13 protein-coding genes and 1 pseudogene are annotated in these 17,824 nt (G+C 62.9%); 5 read left to right on the top strand and 9 right to left on the bottom strand.

From position 1 onward, the window contains the following. Together ABLA28_RS05535 and ABLA28_RS05540 are read right to left on the bottom strand one after the other, a co-directional pair. The coding region (locus ABLA28_RS05535) for an ABC transporter transmembrane domain-containing protein (protein WP_347712840.1) at window positions 1-471 on the bottom strand (471 nt) is incomplete at its 3' end. Between the two features lie 11 nt (window positions 472-482). Further along, window positions 483-2,228 (bottom strand): ABC transporter ATP-binding protein, encoded by a 1,746-nt coding sequence (locus tag ABLA28_RS05540; RefSeq protein ID WP_347712841.1) that lies wholly within the window; start codon window positions 2,226-2,228, stop codon window positions 483-485. Between the two features lie 548 nt (window positions 2,229-2,776). Here ABLA28_RS05540 and ABLA28_RS05545 point away from each other — a divergent pair. From ABLA28_RS05545 to ABLA28_RS05560, 4 genes are all read left to right on the top strand, one after another. Then, the gene (locus ABLA28_RS05545) at window positions 2,777-3,889 is read left to right on the top strand and encodes a hypothetical protein (protein WP_347712842.1); all 1,113 of its coding nucleotides are present in this window, start codon (window positions 2,777-2,779) and stop codon (window positions 3,887-3,889) included. Window positions 3,890-4,067: 178 nt separating this feature from the next. Continuing rightward, window positions 4,068-5,396: an amidohydrolase gene (locus tag ABLA28_RS05550; RefSeq protein WP_347712843.1), complete on the top strand. Its 1,329-nt coding sequence runs from the start codon at window positions 4,068-4,070 to the stop codon at window positions 5,394-5,396. A 62-nt stretch (window positions 5,397-5,458) separates the two neighbouring features. Continuing rightward, on the top strand, window positions 5,459-6,289 hold the full coding sequence (locus ABLA28_RS05555) for a DUF3100 domain-containing protein (protein WP_347712844.1): 831 nt from the start codon (window positions 5,459-5,461) through the stop codon (window positions 6,287-6,289). After that, window positions 6,279-6,743 (top strand): hypothetical protein, encoded by a 465-nt coding sequence (locus tag ABLA28_RS05560; protein ID WP_347712845.1) that lies wholly within the window; start codon window positions 6,279-6,281, stop codon window positions 6,741-6,743. Before ABLA28_RS05555 ends, ABLA28_RS05560 begins: the two co-directional genes overlap by 11 nt. Window positions 6,744-6,963: 220 nt before the next feature. On the opposite strand, the gene ABLA28_RS05565 is transcribed toward ABLA28_RS05560, so the two are convergent. The 3 genes from ABLA28_RS05565 to nhaC all read right to left on the bottom strand — a co-directional run bounded on the left by ABLA28_RS05565 (window position 6,964) and on the right by nhaC (window position 10,480). After that, entirely contained in the window at window positions 6,964-7,791 is an 828-nt protein-coding gene (locus ABLA28_RS05565) for a MerR family transcriptional regulator (protein ID WP_314715855.1), read from the bottom strand. A gap of 90 nt (window positions 7,792-7,881) precedes the next feature. Next, the gene (gene iadA, locus ABLA28_RS05570) at window positions 7,882-9,060 is read right to left on the bottom strand and encodes a beta-aspartyl-peptidase (protein ID WP_314715858.1); all 1,179 of its coding nucleotides are present in this window, start codon (window positions 9,058-9,060) and stop codon (window positions 7,882-7,884) included. Between the two features lie 4 nt (window positions 9,061-9,064). Beyond that, window positions 9,065-10,480, bottom strand: coding sequence for a Na+/H+ antiporter NhaC (gene nhaC, locus ABLA28_RS05575; RefSeq protein WP_347712846.1), 1,416 nt, complete (start codon window positions 10,478-10,480; stop codon window positions 9,065-9,067). A gap of 245 nt (window positions 10,481-10,725) precedes the next feature. On the opposite strand from nhaC, the gene ABLA28_RS05580 reads away from it, so the two are divergent. Continuing rightward, window positions 10,726-11,961, top strand: a complete 1,236-nt coding sequence (locus tag ABLA28_RS05580) for a hypothetical protein (RefSeq protein ID WP_347712847.1) — start codon at window positions 10,726-10,728, stop codon at window positions 11,959-11,961. Window positions 11,962-12,066: 105 nt separating this feature from the next. Here the strand turns inward: ABLA28_RS05580 and ABLA28_RS05585 are convergent, their stop codons facing one another. The 4 genes and pseudogenes from ABLA28_RS05585 to ABLA28_RS05600 all read right to left on the bottom strand — a co-directional run. Then, a complete protein-coding gene (locus tag ABLA28_RS05585) occupies window positions 12,067-13,629 on the bottom strand; it encodes a hypothetical protein (protein WP_299300013.1) in 1,563 nt (520 codons plus the stop codon). A 163-nt stretch (window positions 13,630-13,792) separates the two neighbouring features. Continuing rightward, window positions 13,793-15,535 carry an adenine deaminase gene (gene ade, locus ABLA28_RS05590; protein ID WP_347712848.1) on the bottom strand — a complete coding sequence of 581 codons (1,743 nt, stop codon included), beginning with the start codon at window positions 15,533-15,535 and terminating at the stop codon, window positions 13,793-13,795. 16 nt (window positions 15,536-15,551) lie between these two features. Continuing rightward, window positions 15,552-17,336, bottom strand: coding sequence for an adenine deaminase C-terminal domain-containing protein (locus ABLA28_RS05595; RefSeq protein ID WP_347712849.1), 1,785 nt, complete (start codon window positions 17,334-17,336; stop codon window positions 15,552-15,554). Between the two features lie 110 nt (window positions 17,337-17,446). Further along, a pseudogene (locus ABLA28_RS05600) lies at window positions 17,447-17,824 on the bottom strand (hypothetical protein); the annotation flags it as partial.

The raw sequence follows: 17,824 nt of genomic DNA on the forward strand, positions 1-17,824 counted from the left end.
GGACATGATGTCCCCGTGGGGGTGGGAATCGAAGTAGCGGATGGGCAGGGTCTCCATATGGCGGAACAGGTCGACCCGAATCCGTCTCATGGTGCCCTGGCTGATGTCGACCATCAGGCGGTTGTACATCCACGCGAAGAACACGCCGAGGAACGAAACGAACGAGAGCTTCAGCAGCGCGGCGGCCAGCGGCCCGAAATCGGGACGGGTCGCTGCGGTCAGCGGAAGGATGTAGTCGTCGACGAGCGACCGGATGAAAAGGCTGGATGCGACCTGCACCCCGGCAGCCCCCAAGACCCCGGCCGCCACGAGGGCGCTCCGTGCCCCGTATCCCGAGACCATCATCGCCAGGATTTTCCAAAGGAGGGAACCGTCGAGTTTCCGCATCCCCCCATCCTTTCCGGGCCCATCCCTTCCGGTCCCGTCCCTGCCTCCCGTATCGGGGGGAAGCGTCCTCAGTTTTTCATCCACGATGGACCGCCTCACTCCGGCTGCGGGCGGTCGAAGTCCCCGCCTCCGGCCTGAGCCTCGCAGATCTCCCTGAATGTCGCGCTGGTCCTCCGAAGCTCCTCCTGCGTGCCGACGGCGTCGATCCTCCCGTCCTTCATGACCGCGATACGTTCGGCCCGGCCGAGGCTGGATATCCTCTGCGCGATGATCAGCTTGGTCGTCCCTGGAAACTTCGTCGCGAAGGTCTCTTGGAGCCGGGCGTCCGTCGCGGTGTCGACCGCGCTGGTCGAGTCGTCCAGGATGAGGATCCTGGGGTTCTTCAGCAGTGCCCGCGCGATGCACAGCCGTTGCCTCTGCCCGCCGGAGACGTTGGCGCCGCCCTGCTCGATCCAGGTGTCGTAGCCGTCCGGGAGGCGCTCGATGAATTCGTCCGCGCAGGCGAGCCTGCAGGCTTCCCGGCATTCCTCCTCCGTCGCGTCCTTTTTTCCCCACCTCAGGTTGTCGAGGATGGTCCCCGAGAAAAGGACGCTCTTCTGCAGGACGACCGCCACCTGGTTCCTCAGGCACTCCGTATCGTAGCGGCGTACGTCCACCCCACCGACCTCGACCGAGCCGTCGTTTACGTCATAGAGACGGCTGATCAGGTTCACGAGGGAGGACTTGCCGGAGCCGGTCCCTCCGACAATCCCAAGGGTCTCCCCGGTGCCGACGTGGAGGTCGATGTCCTGCAGCGCGGACTCCCCACTGCCCGGCCGGTACGCGAACCCGACGTGGTTGAAGTCGATGCTGCCGTCCTTCACCTCCAGGACGGGATCCTCCGGCTCGGCGATGCCCGGGACCTCATGCAGAACCTCCGAAATCCGCTCGCCGCTCGCGATGCTTATGGAGATTATGACGAAGACCATGGTTAGCATCATCAGGGACATCAGGATGCCCATCATGTAGGAGAACATGGAGGTCAGGTTCCCCGTCGAGAGCCCGCCAGCGACGATATTTCGTGCGCCGAACCAGGAAAGGGCGACGATGCACCCGTAGTAGGTCAGCATCATGACCGGGCTGTTCCATGCGGTAAACGACTCCGCCTTCACGAACAGGCGATGGATGCGGTCGGCGGCCCGCTCGAACTTTTCTCCCTCGTGCTCCTCACGGACGTAAGCCTTCACCACACGGATTGCGGAGACGTTCTCCTGTACGGATGCGTTCAGGTCGTCGTACTTCCGGAAGACGTCCCGGAAGCTGCCCATGGCCCCTCTGAGGATCAGGGTGAGGGCGGCGCCCAGGAAAAGGACCGCCGCGAAGAAAATCAGGCTCAGCCTTGGGCTGATCAGCAGGCAGCAGCTCATGCTGGCCAGCATCATGACAGGGGCCCTCACCGCCACGCGGATAATCATCTGAAAGGCGTTCTGCACGTTGGTCACGTCGGTCGTCATCCGGGTCACCAGGCCGGCCGTGCTGTATTTGTCGATATTGGAGAAGGAGAACCCCTGAATCTTCGCGTACATACCCTCGCGGAGGTTTGCGGCAAAGCCGGCGGAGGCGGAGGCCGCGTATCGCCCCGCTTGGATTCCGCAGTACAGGCTGACGAACGCGAGCGCCAGCATGATGGCGCCGTAAAGGCACACCCGGCCCATGTCCCGCCCCATGATCCCCTTGTCGATGATCTCCGCCATGGTGAATGGGATCAGCACCTCCATCACGACCTCCAGCGCCGTGAACGCCGGAGTCAGGATGGAGTCCCTCCGGTACCGCCCGATATATCCTGCCAGCGTTTCGATCATGTTCCTGTCCGGTCCCGCTCGGCTTCCATTTCCGCCCCACCCCTGTCGATCTTCGGCCCTCGGCTCCTCGTGCTTCATCTCGATTTTAACCGGTCCTGACGGTCTATGTGGGCCTCCGTCATGATGTCGCTCAAGTCGCAGTCAAAAGTATAGCACCACCCCGTCATCTCCCGGGACGCGCGTCCGAGTCGTCGCTGCGGGAGATGACGATGGACCGGGATGCGGCGTTCTTTCGGCCTTCCGTATCCCCGAGCTCGAGAGCGCCGTGTATACTTTCTCGTTCCCTTGCTGTAAGATGACGGCGGCTCGTACCCTTCCCATCGGGATTCTTGGAGGAATCGACATTGTATCGAATTGGAATCGTGGCTCCGCCTTGGTCCCTGGAACATATATTGAGCGCCTTTCGAAAATTCGACTCGTTTATCACCCCCGAGCCGTTGCTCTGCGAGGAACTGGGGGCGATTCCCGCTCTCCTCGAGAATCGGAAGGAACGGCTTGATGGGTGGTTTCTCTCGGGACCTTTGATTTATCTTGCGGCTCGCCATCATTTGAAAAGCGATAGGGATTTATTTTTCTGCCGTATTACCGAAGCGGATTTCTATCGTGCCGTTCTGCGGATTCTCCGCGACTGCGGCGGGCGTTTCCCATGCAGTTCCGCGGACTTCATCGAGGGATGGGCCGATATCGGCGAGATGCTGGAACAGGTTGGCATCTCGTTCCGCATGGTATCGCTGAAGACCTATGCCTATCCGATGGATGAGGCGGCGTTCCTGGATTTTCACCGCTCTCTTCTGGAGGCGCGAAAGGTTCGATGTGCCATCACCACCATTCCCTCGGTCTACAGGGACCTTAAGAAGATGGGATGGCCGGTCTACGGGTTGTATGTCACTCCAATGGAGATCGCGTTGTCCGTCGAGCTCCTTGCCGAACAGCTGCGCTCCCGAAGTTTCAAGAACTCCCAACTCGGATTGCAGCGGATCGAGATCTGCCGATATGACCGTATTGCCGAACGGGCGGTGACTTCGTACAGGCTCCAACTGCTCGAGCTGCAGATCAAGAAGGTCCTGCTCAAGTATTGCCAGGACATCAACGGATACCTGGTCGATAAGGGCTATGGCCGTTTCGAAATTTTTGGAACCCGCGGAAATTTTGAGCGGGACGCGGAATCCCTTGGAGAAACGCTCAACCGGCTTTCGGCCGAGCTCGAGACCGAGGTCGTAGCGGGGGTGGGAATTGGCGATACCGTATTTGCCGCGCAGCTGAATGCCGGTCATGCCATCGAAAACGCTCGGGGGCGGAAGAATATCGTCATCGTTCAGGGAAACGGACAAATTGTGGAGATGCCGCCGGGAAGACCGCTCATGGCCTACAGGGATTATTCCGAGGACCAGGGATTGATTGAACGTTTGCGGCAGGCGAAGATCGGGATCAAAACGTACAACAGACTTCGGGCCGTCGCACGGCAAAACGGATGGGAGGGCTTTTCCGCTGCAACGCTGGCCCGAGAACTGAACATGACCGATCGAAACGCACGCCGTATCCTTTCAAATTTGTCGAAAGCGGAACTGGTCGAGCGAATCGGCGTTGAGACGACGGAGGGCAGCGGCCGTCCGGGAAAGCTCTATCGTTTTATCGAGAAGATCCCAGAGCCCGAAGCGTAAAGGAAAAACTGAAAAGGTCCCCTGTCGTCGGGAGCCCCTTGGGGCTTCTTGACATGGGCGTTCCTGAATGCTATTTTATTTTCGGACATATAAAGGTATCTTTCCTAAATATTTTTTGATTCCTTCTCGAGCGGAAGCGGATGAAAACGGTTCTGACGAATCCTTATGGAGAGGAGCGATGAAGATTTTGGAGAATATGCTTCGCTGTTTTTCCGATTGGGAGGAAACGGCTGTTTCGTGGAGGCGTTTGCTTCACCGTCATGCTCAGCCCGGATGGCTGGAATTTTTTGCTACGGGCTTTATCGCGGAAAAGCTGGAGTCCTGGGGGATAGAGATTTCTCAGGGAACAAAAATTCTGGATGTTGAAGGAAGGCTTTTCGTCCCGCCGGAGAGCGTTCTCGATCGGGAGTATCGAAGGGCGTTGAGTGCCGGGATCGACGAGAGGTACCTTCGTCCCGCCCGAGGGGGATTGACGGGGGTCGTGGGGGTGCTGGTCGGGGCGCAGCCGGGGCCTCACGTTGCGTTTCGTTTTGATATCGACGCCCTGGAGATCCAGGAGTCGAAGGAGATGTCCAACCGGGCCAATCGTGAAGGATATGCCTCCATATACCCCGGATATTCCCACATGTGCGGGCACGACGCTCATATCGTTACGGGGCTGCTGTTGGCCCGCTATCTTTCGGAGCACAGAGAGGCGATTCGAGGACGTATCTCCCTTATCTTTCAGCCCAACGAGGAGGCTTTGGCCGGCGCGAGAGCGATGATTCGCCGAGGGGTGACCGACGGCGTGGACTATCTGATCGGAGGACACGTCGCCGCCAATCTCTGGAAGGTGGGGCAGATTGGGCTGAACGTGAAAAATATCCTTGCGGTCGTGCGCTCGAAGGTGCGTATGAAGGGAGTTCCGGCTCATTCTACGGGACGCCCCGACCTGGGTAAGAACGCCTTGCTTGGGGCTTGCGCCGCCGTCACGAACCTCCATGCCATCGCACGGCATGGGGAGGGGGTGGGGATCCTGAATGTCGGCAAGATCGAGGGGGGAATCTCCTGGAACGTCATACCCGACGATGTGACTTTCTGGCTGGAAACACGTGCGGAGACCACGGAGATCAACAACTACATGCAGCGCAGGGCGCAGGAGATCATCAAAGGCGCCGCGGCAATGTTCGACCTGAGTTATACGATCGAGAAGGTGGTGGAATCCGTTTCCTGCAAAAATTCCCCCGAGCTCGTCGCGATGGGCACGGAGGCGGCGCGGCTGGTTCCGGGGATAGAGGAGGTGGTCCCGGAGGTTTCGGTCAACGCCTCGGAGGACTTTGCCCTGCTCGCCGAGGCAGTTGGGAAGAAAGGAGGAAAGACCCTTTACGCGATACATGGGACGCCCGTGGCAGGCGGACAGCACAGTGATTCCTTTGACCTGGACGAACGAGTTATCCTGAATGCCGCTCGTTTCTATGCCGTACTTTACGATCGCCTCACCGCTTTCGGGGCCGATAGACAGGTATGAGGGGGCAAGGAGCGCCCGGCATTGGGTTCGCTGAGATGGAAGCAAGGGGGAGGAATTGGGATATGGAAACGCGGAAGCACAAGCTCTGGGAGGCCCTGACCGACGGACGGCTGTTTTTGGTCGTCGTGTTGCTGGTCGTCGTCTCCGAATGGATTGGAGTCCGGAAGATTCCGGTCACTGCGGCCGTCTCCGTTACGCTGTTTCCGATGCTTTACAGTATGATCCTGGGGCTGATCGCCTACTTGATCCGAATCCTGAATGTGGAGCAGAGCAAACGGGCGGAACACCTCATTTTCTTGGCTATCTTGCCTTTGGTGACAAAATTGGGGATGCAGATAGGGCCCTCGGTTTCCAAGGTCGTGGAGATGGGGGCTGCCTTTATGCTGCAGGAATTCGGCCATGTGGGCTCCATCTTCTTGGCTGTTCCGATAGGCCTCATGCTGGGTTTGCGCAGGGAATTGATCGGGCTGGCCCATTCGATCGGGCGGGAGGCCAACGTCTCCCTGATCGCCGAAAAATACGGATTGGACTCGCCCGAGGGACGGGGCGTTATGACGATTTACGTCGTCGGGACTCTGTTCGGCACCCTGTTTTATGGCTTTTTCGTTCCTGTCATGGTCCTGATCCCGGGCATTCGCGTGGAGGCTTGGGCGATGGCGAGCGGCATGGGAAGCGGGAGCATGATGGCCGCAGCCAGCGGAGCGCTTTCCAGCGTCTTCCCCGAACGTGCCAAGGACATCGTGCTCTATGCCGGTGCCTCTCAAGTCCTTACGTCGGCTACGGGACTGTATATGTCCATCTTCCTTTTGCTCCCCTTGACGAGGGGCGTTTATCGATGGCTGTCACCGCTGTTCCATGGCGGAGAATTGGAGGAAAACGGCCATGACCGGTAAGGATTTGGGGAGAACCCTGCTCTATTCGTTTTTTGTCCTCATCGTGGTCTGCCTGATCATGTCCATCGGGATATGGGTTGGGTACCACGTTCCGCCGCAGGAGGTTTTTCCCGGCCTGGCGCTGTATTGCCTCATCTGCTTGGGGGGAGTGCTTCTGTCGTCCATTGTCCCCGGAGGCTTCCCCGCTGTCGGCTGGGTTGCCGTAATCGGAATCGTGTTCTCCATGCCGGGGCTCCTGCCCTGGTCGGAGAAATTCGTCGCCTGGTCCGATAAAATTCCTTTCCTCGCTACGGCAACTCCAGCCTTGGCCTACTCCGGCATCGCGTTTGGCAAGGACTGGGAGAAATTCAAAAGGATCGGCTGGCGAGGTATCCTGGTGAGCTTCCTGGTCTTTGCCGGAACTTTTATCGGTTCGGCCGTGGTCGCTGAGTTGGTCTTGAGGTTTATCGGCTGACCCGTATGCCGAAGCAACAGGTCGCTGTAAAGCCATACAGGGGTTCTGGAGAACGGCGAGGGATTCCCTGAATGGGAGCGCCGGTACTTTGGGGCGGAAAAAGGCGTGTTTGGGGCGGACTCCGCCGGGCGGGAGTGTGAAACGAAGCCCGGGGCCGCGCAGGCCCCGGGCTTCGAGCAATCGGACGGACCGGACGCTTGCAGGGAAGGCGCCCCTGCCGTCACGCCTTCCGCACCGGCCATTGCACCTCGGTGCGCAGCTCCTCCGGCGGGACCTCGTGGGGGCTGTTCAGGTAGACGTTCCGCGCGCCGTCGGACCCCGCCACGGGCTCGTAGCCGTTCTCCTCCATCCAGTGCCGCAGCGCGGTGTAGGCGCCCTCCAGCTGGTCGTAGGGCCCCTTGTGCAGGGTGCAGGCCATCGCTCCGCCCGGCACCGTACGGACCTTCAGCCGGTCCGTGTCCGGGACGGGGTTCGTGAAGGACAGGCAGAATTCGACGTCGATGTTGTTGGGGTCGAACTCCTCCCCGTAATAGATGTCGAAGCACTCCCCGCCGTAGGCGCTGCCGTTCTGTTCCAGGTGGTTCCAGAGCTCCGTGAAGGCCCGATGGCTCTCCTCCGATATGTTCTCCATCGTGATGATGCAGCGGTGCGTCAGCGCCCGGACGGGCGCCACCTCACGTACGGTGACCTCGTAGGACAAGAAAAACGCCTCCTTCTCCAAAGTGAGTTTTTCCAGAAGCTCCAGGTCCCTGTTTCCCTTCTTCAGGCGTTCCTGGAGCACCTGGCGGTGCCGGTCGAGAAATGCGGCGATCGCATCGGGGTCCCGTGCGCCCAGAAAGGCGCGAATCTCCTCCAGGGGCACGTCCAGCTCCCTCAGGCGTCGGATGCGCAGGGCCTCCACGAACTGCCCCGCGGAGTAGTGGCGGTACCCCGTCGCCTCGTCCACCCAGACGGGCCTCAGGACGCCCTTCTCGTCGTAGAAGCGCAGCGCCTTCACCGAGAGCCTCGTCGCCCTGGAGAACTCCCCGATCGTCAGCAGATTGCCCATGGATCTCCTCCTCCCTTCGCACCCCGCCCTCATCCTCCGGCAGGAAGCATCATAGGGCCTCCCCCAGGGGGAGGGTCAAGCCCGCGGACCCTATTCGAACGTTCCCCTGGCCAGTACGCTGCCGTCCTTCATCATCACACGGCCCTTCGCCACCACGTGGCGCAGGGCGTTTCGGTCGTCCAGGACCAGGATGTCGGCGTCGCGGCCCCTCTCGATACGCCCCTTGTGCGGCAGGGAGAGCTGGTCGGCCACGTGGCTCGTCGCCATGCCGACGGCCTTCTCCGGCCCCACCTCGGGGTCCTCCATCAACTCCAGGATGCAGGCCAGGACGGATTCGATGGGGCCGATGCCCATGCCTGCCAATTTGCCCTCCGCATCGAAGCGCGGCATGCTGCCGTTGCCGTCGGAGCTCAGGGTGATGCGCTCGGGGCTCACGCCGCCGGCCAGCAGGTGTTTTACGGCGCGACGCGTCGGGATGCCGAAGACGGGCTTTTCCCCGGGGGCCGCGGTGATGTCGAGGTTTCCGCCCCGAAGACCGTATTCTACGGCCCTCTCCAGAAGCGCTTCATTGCGCGAGACGTGGGTGGGAGCGAACTGCGCCAGGGGGATGTCTGTCCCATCGACGGCCGCGAGCAGCGGCTCGAAGGCCGGAGCTTCCGAGCCCATATGGACGCAGACCGTCCCGGCCTTACCGGCGAGCATCCCTCCGACGCGGGCCTCCGAGACGGCGCGGCGCAGTTCATCGACCGTGGGATGCGCGCTGCGGTGGTCCGACAGGGCAATCTTGAGTCCGATCACTTTGTCGATCAGACAAAGGTCGTCCATGACGCCGCCCGTCAGGGTCGGGGAGGGGAGGGCATAGCTGCCCGTCAGTATCCAGGTGCTCAGTCCCTCCTCCTCCAGGCCGCGAGCCTTCATCAGGAGGTCGCGCAGGCCCCGGCAGGTTCCGTCGGTCCCCGTGAGCCCCACCGCCGAGGTCACCCCGGCTCGGACGAATGCGGAGAGCTGGAGCGGCGGAGTTCGGTATCGGGGGCCTCCCTCGCCGCCCGCGCCGTTGAAGTGCACGTGGCGATCGATGATGCCGGGCAGTACCTTCCCCCCCTCTGCGTCGAGCACCGTCACCTCGGGGCAGAGCCGCTCCATGTGGAGCCTCAGCTCTTTGGCGGAGTCGGCGGGATGGATGCCGGAGATTTTGCCTCCAACGACCGAGACCGTCCCCAGCCCGAGGGGGGCTGGGGAGAACAGGTCCGCGTTTTCGATCAGCAACATGGCGTCAGGCCTGTTCCTTCCGATCCGAGGGCCAGATGGCGATGCCGGCAAATCCGTAGAACCATGCCGTCAGGAAGCCCATGTAGCAGAGTACGGCCCATGGAGCGTATTCGGCGACGGAAACGCCCAGCACCGTGGACATGTAGATGCCGGCGGCCGACCAGGGGATCAGGGGGACTACGACGGTCCCGGAGTCCTCCAGGGTGCGGGACAGGACGCGGCGCGATATGTTCATCTCGTCGCAAAGATCCTTGTACATGGTGCCCGGGACAATCTCGCTGAGGTAGGAGTTTCCGGTCCCCAGGCCGGTCATGATGCCCGTCAGAGAGGCGGACATGACGAATCGCCCGCGGCTGTTTCCGATGAAGCTCGCGCGGAGCGATTCGCACAGGATGCGGAAGGTACCGGTGCACTCCAACTGTCCTGCGAAGAGGTAGGCGAAGAACACGACGACGACGGAACTGGACATGAAAGCCAGTCCGCCGCGGCTCAGCAGTTTGTCGAGAGCCTCGAGTCCCGTCGCAATCTTGGGGCCGGAGGCCATGAATTTGATCGTCGTTGAAAGGTCATAGCCCTGGAGCAGGGCCAGGGGGATGGAGACGGCGATGGCTACCCACAGGACGGGAAGGGTTGGATAGCGCTTGTAGGCCAGGGCCAGGACGACGAACGGGGGCACCAGGGCTATAGGATTCAGCCGGAACGTCGTCTCTATCGCTTTGATAATCGAGTCGACCTGCGACAGGTCGAGCTCTCCGGCGGCATGGGAGCCGGCGTAGGCATAGAGCCCCAGGCCGACCAGAAAGGCGGGGACGGTCGTCCAGAGCATGGAACGGATGTGATCCACCACCTCGACCTCGGCGACGGCCGCGGCCAGTACCGTTGTGTCGGAGACGGGGCTGAGCTTGTCGCCGAAGTACGCGCCGGCGACGATAGCGCCCGCTGTTGCGGGCAGGGAGACGCCCAGACCCTGTGCGATGCCGATGAATGCGACCCCGAATGTAGCCGCCGTTCCCCAGGATGTTCCGGTGAAACAGGAGGAGAGACAGCAGATGAGAAAGGCCGCGGGCAGGAAAACCTTGGGGCTCAGGATCTTGAGACCGGCAAAAATGAGGTAGGGGATGGTCCCGGAGGCCATCCAGACGGCGATCAGCGGCCCGACGGTCAGCAGGATCATGATGGCGCCCGTGGCTCGGGCAACCATGGGAACGACGCCCTTATCGAAGAGCTCGTCCCAGGAATAGCCATAACGGAAGCAGAATACCACGGTCGTGAACATCCCGCAGAACATCAGCAGGAGCGCGACGTCGAAGCCAAGGGCAAGGCGCCCCGTGACGATGATGAGCAGAATGGTGCCGAAGATCCCCAAGGCTCCCCCGAGTCCGATTTTCTCGGTTTTCACTGGTGACGAAGAACTGGACATTGACAATGCCTCCTTGAAAAATGGAAAAAACGGGAAATGTGACAGATATTGTCTGTATGCCGTCTCCCGCCGTTCCGACGGATGCCGGACGCGGCGTTTTTCATGTCCCTCCTTTTCCGCGCCGGTATTGGAACGCTCGAGATACGTCGATGCCACGGTACGGGCAACGGCGGAAGTTATGATATCATTTCGCCGGAAAATCTTTGACCGCTTGACGATTCATCGTCTTCGAGGAGGTGTTCGGCGTGGGGCTGCATGGGGTGAGGTTTCCGGGCCTTCGTGAAAAAGCCGGGGGGTATGTTTCAAAATATGCTTCAAAAGGCAGGAGGGCGTCGGCAGGACGCGTTGCGATAACGGGGCTTGTCGTTCTCTTCCTTTTGTCCGCGTCGTCGGTTTTCGCCGCGTCGGAGGACTCCCTGCCCTCCTATCTGGTCGAGAAGTGGGGGAGCCTGACCGGAACGCTGTCGGACGCCCTGTCCCTGAGGGACAGACAGGAGACGCTGCCGGCATCCGCGTGGTTCGGCGCGGACCGGACCAGCAACGCCCGAAAGATCGACGAGCTGCTGGACCGAGCCTTGGAGATCCTGGTTCAGGGGCAGGCCGGAGACCTGCGGCGTCAGGCCCTGGAACTCCGGACGGAGATCCCGAAGCTGCGCCTGGAGGCGGACGGGCTTCGGAATCGGCGCATCTCGGCCCCGGAGAGCTCGCGCCTGCCCTGGGTCCGAACGCGGGCGAAGATCGACGAACGGCTCTCCGAGCTGAACGGGGAGATCGCCGACAGGGAGAGGGCCCTTTCGGCGGTCGACGCTCAGCTCGCGGAGGCGCTCCGCGCCCTGGGGCTCCAGCTGGACGACCGGCAGATCGACGTTCTGCTGAGCTCCGTGACGGGGGACGACCTGCTGCAGAACGCCGTGGTCTTCGCCAACGTCAGGGTGGTGGTCGAGAAGCTGGCGGAGCTCTCCCGGGAGGATCGGGACAATCTCGAGGTCAACCGCCGCTACAGCGGCCTGTATCTGGTGCTGAACGACCTGCTGATCCACACTCGGGAGGAGCTGGTGCGAAAAATCGACGGGGAGTACAAGCCGCGGCTCGGCGAGATCGGAAAGGAGGCCGAGGCGCTGCGCAGGGAGGCCCTGGCCAAGGCCTCACAGACGGGCTACTCGGACGCGCAGAAAAAGTCCTTTGCCCTCAACGCGGAGTCCAACGCCATGACGCTGCGCGTCGCCGAGCTCTACATGCAGCTGCTGGATTCGCAGCGCAAGGGAATCCTGGACAACCTGGCCGACCTGCGGCGCAACCGCGACCTGGCCGAGAACACCTATCGGACGGTGCGGAGCTCCGGCGATCTGAGGAACCTCATCCGCTCGGGCCTCGAGCTGTTCGACTCCATCCACGCGCTCGCCATGCCGGAGATCCTTCCCTTCGAGAACGAGGCGATCCGCCGGGAGTTCGAGGAGATCAACAAGCGGCTCAAACGCTGAGATTCGGAGGGGAAGCCGCGTCCGACGGTTCATGAAAGCGAATGCCGCCTTCGACCGGGAGCGAGGCGGCATTCTTCTTTTTTCTGCGGGTCTCACGGCGTGGGGCTATACATACGTGTAGTCGTCGGGGGCCTGGAACCAGCTTTTTCGCCCGCTGTGCATGATAAAGCACAGGGCGGCCGTGATCAGATATCCGATGAAGAAGGGGGAGGAGGGGTATAGCCCCAGCTCCGCGTAGTGGATGAAGCCGAAGAAGGAGAGCGCCGCTCCGGCCAGGGCGACGATCCCCGCCTTGTCGAGCCTTTTGTCGATGATGAACACGGCGGCGGACCCCAGCAGGATGCCGATGATGATGGCGCCGGCCTTCACCGCCGGGACCCCGTTCCACATCACGCCGTTTTCGGCCAGGGCCTGCGTGACCTCGGGGCTGTAGCCCAGAAGCCCCGTCTCCAGGGTATGGGCCCATTTGTCCGCCGTGCCGACGGCCCCGGTGACCTGCGTGTAGAGGTAGTCCGCGACCGGCGGCACCATGGCCATGGCCACGCCCGCGTAGTGGCTTTTCCTGTTGTCCTTGAACGCCTGGGCGACCATGATGACGGCGCACCACAGAAACGTGATGGCGCAGATGGCGGGGGGCACCAGGTCGCTCAGGAAGGAGAAGAGGCCAAACACACCCGCCGCCCCCAGAACGAACCCCGAGATGATGGAGTACCCTATTCCCGCGCCGGTCCTTTTCAGACCCGCGTGTCCCAGCCACACCGTGTTGGGGATGACGCTGCCCCAGATGGCCCCGAACATGGTGCAGATGCCGTCCGCGAACTGGGCTTCACGCACGCTGTAGTCGTCGCCTGCGGCATTGGCGGCCTCCACGTTGTCCATCGTCTCGATGAAGTTGTAGATTTCGATGGGGATGATGATCGTCAGATAGGGGACCACCAGGGTGAAGCCGTCGATCAGGCCCCGCACGGTGGCGGCGGGGTTGGGGAGGTAGAGGCCGACGTCCTTGAAATTGAGGGAGGTGCGGCCCAGGCAGAGCGCATAGACGATCCCCCCCACGATGGCCACGGCCAGCGGGGGGATCTTCTTCGGGAAGAGGTAGCCTCCGAAGAGGCCGAAGAGGGCCAGAGCCAGGATGGGAAGGCCTATCAGCGGATCCCCGTAGACGTCGAATATCCCCTGGGTCGCCATCCAGATGAACCCGATGCCCGCCACCGTTCCCAGCAGGGCGGCCCGGGGGATGTACCGCTTCATCCAGGGGCCGATGATCCCCCCGAGAAACTCCACGAACCCCCCGATGAAGCAGGCCGCAACGGCGGCGGACCACTCGAGATAAGGGTCGTTCAGGGCGTAATGCAGGGGCGTGATGACGCCGAACAGGATGACGAACATCGCCGGCGTCGAGACCCCCGACGGCAGCGCCGTCACGTCGGGATGCCCCTCCTTCCGGGAGAGGCGATAGCCCATAAAGGCGTAGTACAGCCCGCCCGCCAGGAGCCCGAGGGACATCCCCGGGATCACCCGCCCGAATATCAGTTCGGCGGGCCATCCCAGGGTGTTCAAGGTTGCGATGACGATGAGGTAGTTGACGATGTTGTTCGTGATGATGTAGGTCAGGCCGCCGATATCCCCCCGACAAAAGAGTGGAACCAGGCCTCCGTTCTTCTCCATTGCTCTTCCCCCCAGTTGGCGTTTTTCCCCCGCTGCATCGTTTCAGCTCCACGCCTCGGCTCCGGGCCGCCCGCACGGATCGTCGCGCTTCCGTTCCTCCGCGCTTCGGCCGGCCGCAGGCGGCCGAAGCGGCATGGAGCCGAGGACGCCGGTTGAATGGAAATCAGTCGGCCTTGTCGGCCTCGATATCGATGAAGTCGAATCGCGTCACGTCGAACAGCCCCATGTCCGTCAGCTTGATCTCCGGGATGACGGGCAGGGACATGAAGCACAGGGTCATGATGGGCTCCACGTCGGCGTTTACCCCCAGCTCCTGAAGCGCCGCCCGATGGAGCCGGCTCAGCCTCCGGTCGACCCATTCGCCGCTCTGGTCGCTCATGATGCCGCCGATGGGCATCGGCATGTTCTCCAGGACCTTGCCGTCGAGCGCCAGCACCACGCCGCCGTTCTGGGCCTTCAGCTGCTCCACGGCGAAGGCCATGTCGGCGTCGTTCGTCCCCACCACGATGATGTTGTGGGAGTCGTGGGCTATGGACAGCGCTACGGCCCCCCGCTTGATGCCGTAGCCCTCCAGAAGGGCGAGCGCGACGTTTCCCGTGTTCTGATGGCGCTCCACCACCGCCATCTTGACGATGTCCCGTTTGGGGTCGTAGACGAAATCGCCGTCCGCGCTCAGCGTCACGTCGGCCACCTTCTTCCGGGTGACCACGCTGCCCGGGATGATGCCGATGACGTTGACCCGCCCGGAGGAGAGGCGCATCTTCAATCTTTTCTCCGAGAAGTCCTTCAGGCGTATGCTCCCGGTGACCGACGCTATGCTGTGGTGCCTGACGGGGGGAAGGTACTTCCCCTCCCGCGCGACCTCGACCCCGCCGATGAGGACCCGGCGCACCTTAAAATGGGACAGGTCGTCCAGCAGCACGATGTCGGCGCGCAGTCCGGGCGCGATGGCCCCCCGGTCGTACAGGCGGAAGCATTCGGCGGCGTTCAGGGTCGCCATGCGGATGGCGGTGACCGCGTCCAGCCCCTCCTCCAGGCAGATGCGCAGGTGGTCGTCCAGGTGCCCCAGCTCCAGGATGGTCTTGGGCTGGCGGTCGTCGCTGCAGAGCAGGCATCGCCGGCTGTTCTCGGGGGTGACGCCCTTGATGAGGTTGCGCAGGTCGTGGCACGCCGATCCCTGGCGCAGCAGGACGTAGATCCCCCGGGCGATGCGGTCCCTCAGCTCCTCGACCGTGCTGCATTCGTGGTCCGTGTGGATCAGGGCCGCCGCATAGGCGTTGAGCTCGAGGCCCTTGACGGAGGGGCTGTGTCCGTCGATCAGCTTTCCGGCAGCTTTCGCGGCCATCAATTTGTCCAGGATGCCGTCGGCCGCCGAGATGACACCGGGGTAGTCCATGAACTCCCCCAGGCCGAGGATGCGGTCGTCGGCCAGCGGCTTTTCCATCGCCGCCGCGTCGATGACGGCCCCCGCATGCTCGAACGGGGTGGCCGGCACGCAGGAGGGCAGCATGTACTTGATGTCCAGGCTCGTCCCCTCGGATGCGTCCAGCATGTAGTCCAGCCCCGCGAGCCCGCAGACGTTCACGATCTCGTGGGGGTCCGCGATGATCGTGGTGGCACCGTGAGGGACCAGCAGGCGTCCTATTTCCTCCGGGCTGACGTAGGAGGACTCGATGTGGATGTGGCTGTCGATGAACCCCGGGGCCGCGTACAGCCCCGTTCCGTCGATCTCCTCGTTTCCCCGGTAGCTCCCCACGCCGGCGATGATCCCCCCGCAGACGGCGATGTCCCCCTCGGAGACGATGCCGCTGTAGACGTCGACCACCTTGCAGCCCCTGATCGCCAGGTCCGGGGCGACGCGCCCCGCGGCCGTGTCGATCAGCCTTTTGAGTTCCGCTTTATCCATGACGTCACCTCCCGAGTCACTCGGCCCTCAGGGCCAGGATAGGGTCGAACACGTCCAATGCGTGGACGTCCACCGGCCCGACGTCCGTGATGGCGTAGTCCGGAATGGCGGTGATGGGCAGGAAGAACATGTACATCAGCGGGTCCGGAAGGTCGCAGCCCAGCGCCGCCGCAGCGGCGTTCAGCTCCCGTTCCCGCACCGCGATCTCCTCGGGCTCCGCATCGCTGCAGATGCCCCCCACGGGCAGGGGGAGAAAGTCCAGTATCTCTCCGTCCGCCGCCAGGACCTGGCCGCCGCCGTTCCGGATCAGATGGTTGACCGCAAGGCTCATGTCCTCCGGGCTCACCCCCATGACGACGATGTTGTTGTCGTCCGGCGCACAGGAGGACGCCATCGCCCCCTTTTTCAGCTTCCATCCGGAGCAGAAGGCCAGCGACCGGTTCCCGTTGCGTCCGAAGCGTTCGAGCACGGACACCAGGGCGACGTCGTTTCGAGGGTCCGGGCGGACCACTCCGTCCTCCACCTTCAGGGTTACGTCGCGGCGCACCCGGACGAAGGGGCCCTTCACGTCCATGGACAGCACGTCGGCCTCGCCCCGGTCCACCCCTACCCGATACTCGAAATCCGCCGGCGTGGTGAGGGCGCGCTTCAGCGTCCCGCTCAGCGCGGCAGTGCGGGGGGGAGCCTTCAGCTCGTATTGCATCTTTTTGTCCTCGGCCGCCACGCGGCCCCCCGCGATGACGGTCCGCACCACGAAGGTATCCGGAGCGTCCACCAGGAGGATATCCGCCAGGCGTCCCGGGGAGATGGAGCCGACCAGGTGATCGATGCGGTACGCCTCCGCGCTGTTGATCGTCCCCATTTGTATCGCGGTGACGGGGGGGACCCCCGCGGCTATGGCCAGCCGCACCACGTTGTCCAGATGCCCCTTGCTCAGGACGTCGGTGGCCGTTACGTCGTCCGTGCAGAAGCTGACCCGGCGCGCCAGGGCCGGATTGACCTCGGTGACGGCCCGTATGTTCTCGGCCAGGAAGTGCGTCACGGAGGATTCCCGGATCAGCATGTGCATCCCCTTGCGCATCTTCTCCACCACTTCCTCGTGGTCGTAGCTTTCATGGTCCAGCCGCACGCCGCCGCACAGGTACCCGTCCAGTTCCTTGCCCCGGGCCATGGGGGCGCATCCAAAGACGGGCAGCCGGTTCCGGAAGGCCTCGGCGATGGCGCCCAGGGTGTCCTCGTCGCCGCCGGTCACGAATTCCCGAACCGTCTCCCAGACCCCGTAGCACTCGGGCCATTTCTGGACCTCCGCGTGGACTTCCCGGTTGAAGTTGAAGTCTATCGTGGATTGAGGGACGGTATAGGGCGTGCGGTAGGGCGCTCCCCAAAACACCCTCAGCGGAACGCCCCTGATTTCCTCGAACACCTCCCGCAGCCCCTCGAGGCCCCCCACCGAGATGTATTCGTCCAGGCCCGAGACGATGCTGGTCGTGCCGCAGGGCACCACCGCTTTCGCGAAGCCGGTGATGCTCAGTTTGCTGCACTCGCTGTGGATGTGCCCGTCGATGAGCCCCGGGACCAGATACCTGCCGGAGGCGTCGATGATCTGCGTCCCCGGGCCGACGTGCATGCCGACGTCCGCGTCCACGGCCACGATCGTGTCCCGGAAGATGGCCACGTCGGCGGGGTAGATCTCCCCCGTCATGACGTTGACCAGGTTTCCCCCCCTGACGACGGCATCCGCCGGAATTTCGCCCTTCCCCGCCCTTACGAGGAGCTTCAGGTTCTCGATATTTCTCTCCAAGATATCTCCCCCGCTTTTCTCGTTATCCCGGCCCCGCGTTCCCGAACCTGCCGGGGCCCGTGTCTCAATCCCGACAACTGCCGCAGCCGAGTGCGCTTTGCGTCCGCCGTTCACCGCCTGCGCTTCAGCTCCGCGGCCAGGCGCTGCATCTCGGCCATCTCCTCGATGGACGCCATGCGGCGCTTCATCCTCGCGTCCAGAAGGCGCAGGCGCGCCTCGTCCCGCCGCCGCCGCAGGCCCGCGAGGACGAGATCCCACAGGTCGGCGTCGGCGTGCTCCAGCTCGTCGCAGAAGGCGTCCCCACGGGCGATGAGCGCCGGGGGAAATCGGTCGCCGATAGCGAGCCAACGGGCCTCCAGCGGTGCGGGAGACTCCATGAGCACCGCCAGGACGACCTCCTTGACCCGGTCGTCGGAGAGAAGCGCGAGCAGGTCCTCGGGGCGATTCGTGCGGCGGCAATCCTCCCTGCGCCACAAAAGCGAGCAGAG

The organism is uncultured Fretibacterium sp., assembly GCF_963544685.1.
Taxonomy (GTDB): domain Bacteria; phylum Synergistota; class Synergistia; order Synergistales; family Aminobacteriaceae; genus CAJPSE01.

Excerpts from the sequence above, each read along its gene's own strand:
- ABLA28_RS05550 (WP_347712843.1), top strand. The coding sequence starts at position 4,068 with ATGAAGATTTTGGAGAATATGCTTCGCTGTTTTTCCGATTGGGAGGAA.
- ade (WP_347712848.1), bottom strand. The coding sequence starts at position 15,535 with ATGGATAAAGCGGAACTCAAAAGGCTGATCGACACGGCCGCGGGGCGC.
- ABLA28_RS05585 (WP_299300013.1), bottom strand. The coding sequence starts at position 13,629 with ATGGAGAAGAACGGAGGCCTGGTTCCACTCTTTTGTCGGGGGGATATC.
- ABLA28_RS05555 (WP_347712844.1), top strand. The coding sequence starts at position 5,459 with ATGGAAACGCGGAAGCACAAGCTCTGGGAGGCCCTGACCGACGGACGG.
- ABLA28_RS05565 (WP_314715855.1), bottom strand. The coding sequence starts at position 7,791 with ATGGGCAATCTGCTGACGATCGGGGAGTTCTCCAGGGCGACGAGGCTC.
- iadA (WP_314715858.1), bottom strand. The coding sequence starts at position 9,060 with ATGTTGCTGATCGAAAACGCGGACCTGTTCTCCCCAGCCCCCCTCGGG.
- ABLA28_RS05560 (WP_347712845.1), top strand. The coding sequence starts at position 6,279 with ATGACCGGTAAGGATTTGGGGAGAACCCTGCTCTATTCGTTTTTTGTC.
- ABLA28_RS05540 (WP_347712841.1), bottom strand. The coding sequence starts at position 2,228 with ATGATCGAAACGCTGGCAGGATATATCGGGCGGTACCGGAGGGACTCC.
- nhaC (WP_347712846.1), bottom strand. The coding sequence starts at position 10,480 with ATGTCCAGTTCTTCGTCACCAGTGAAAACCGAGAAAATCGGACTCGGG.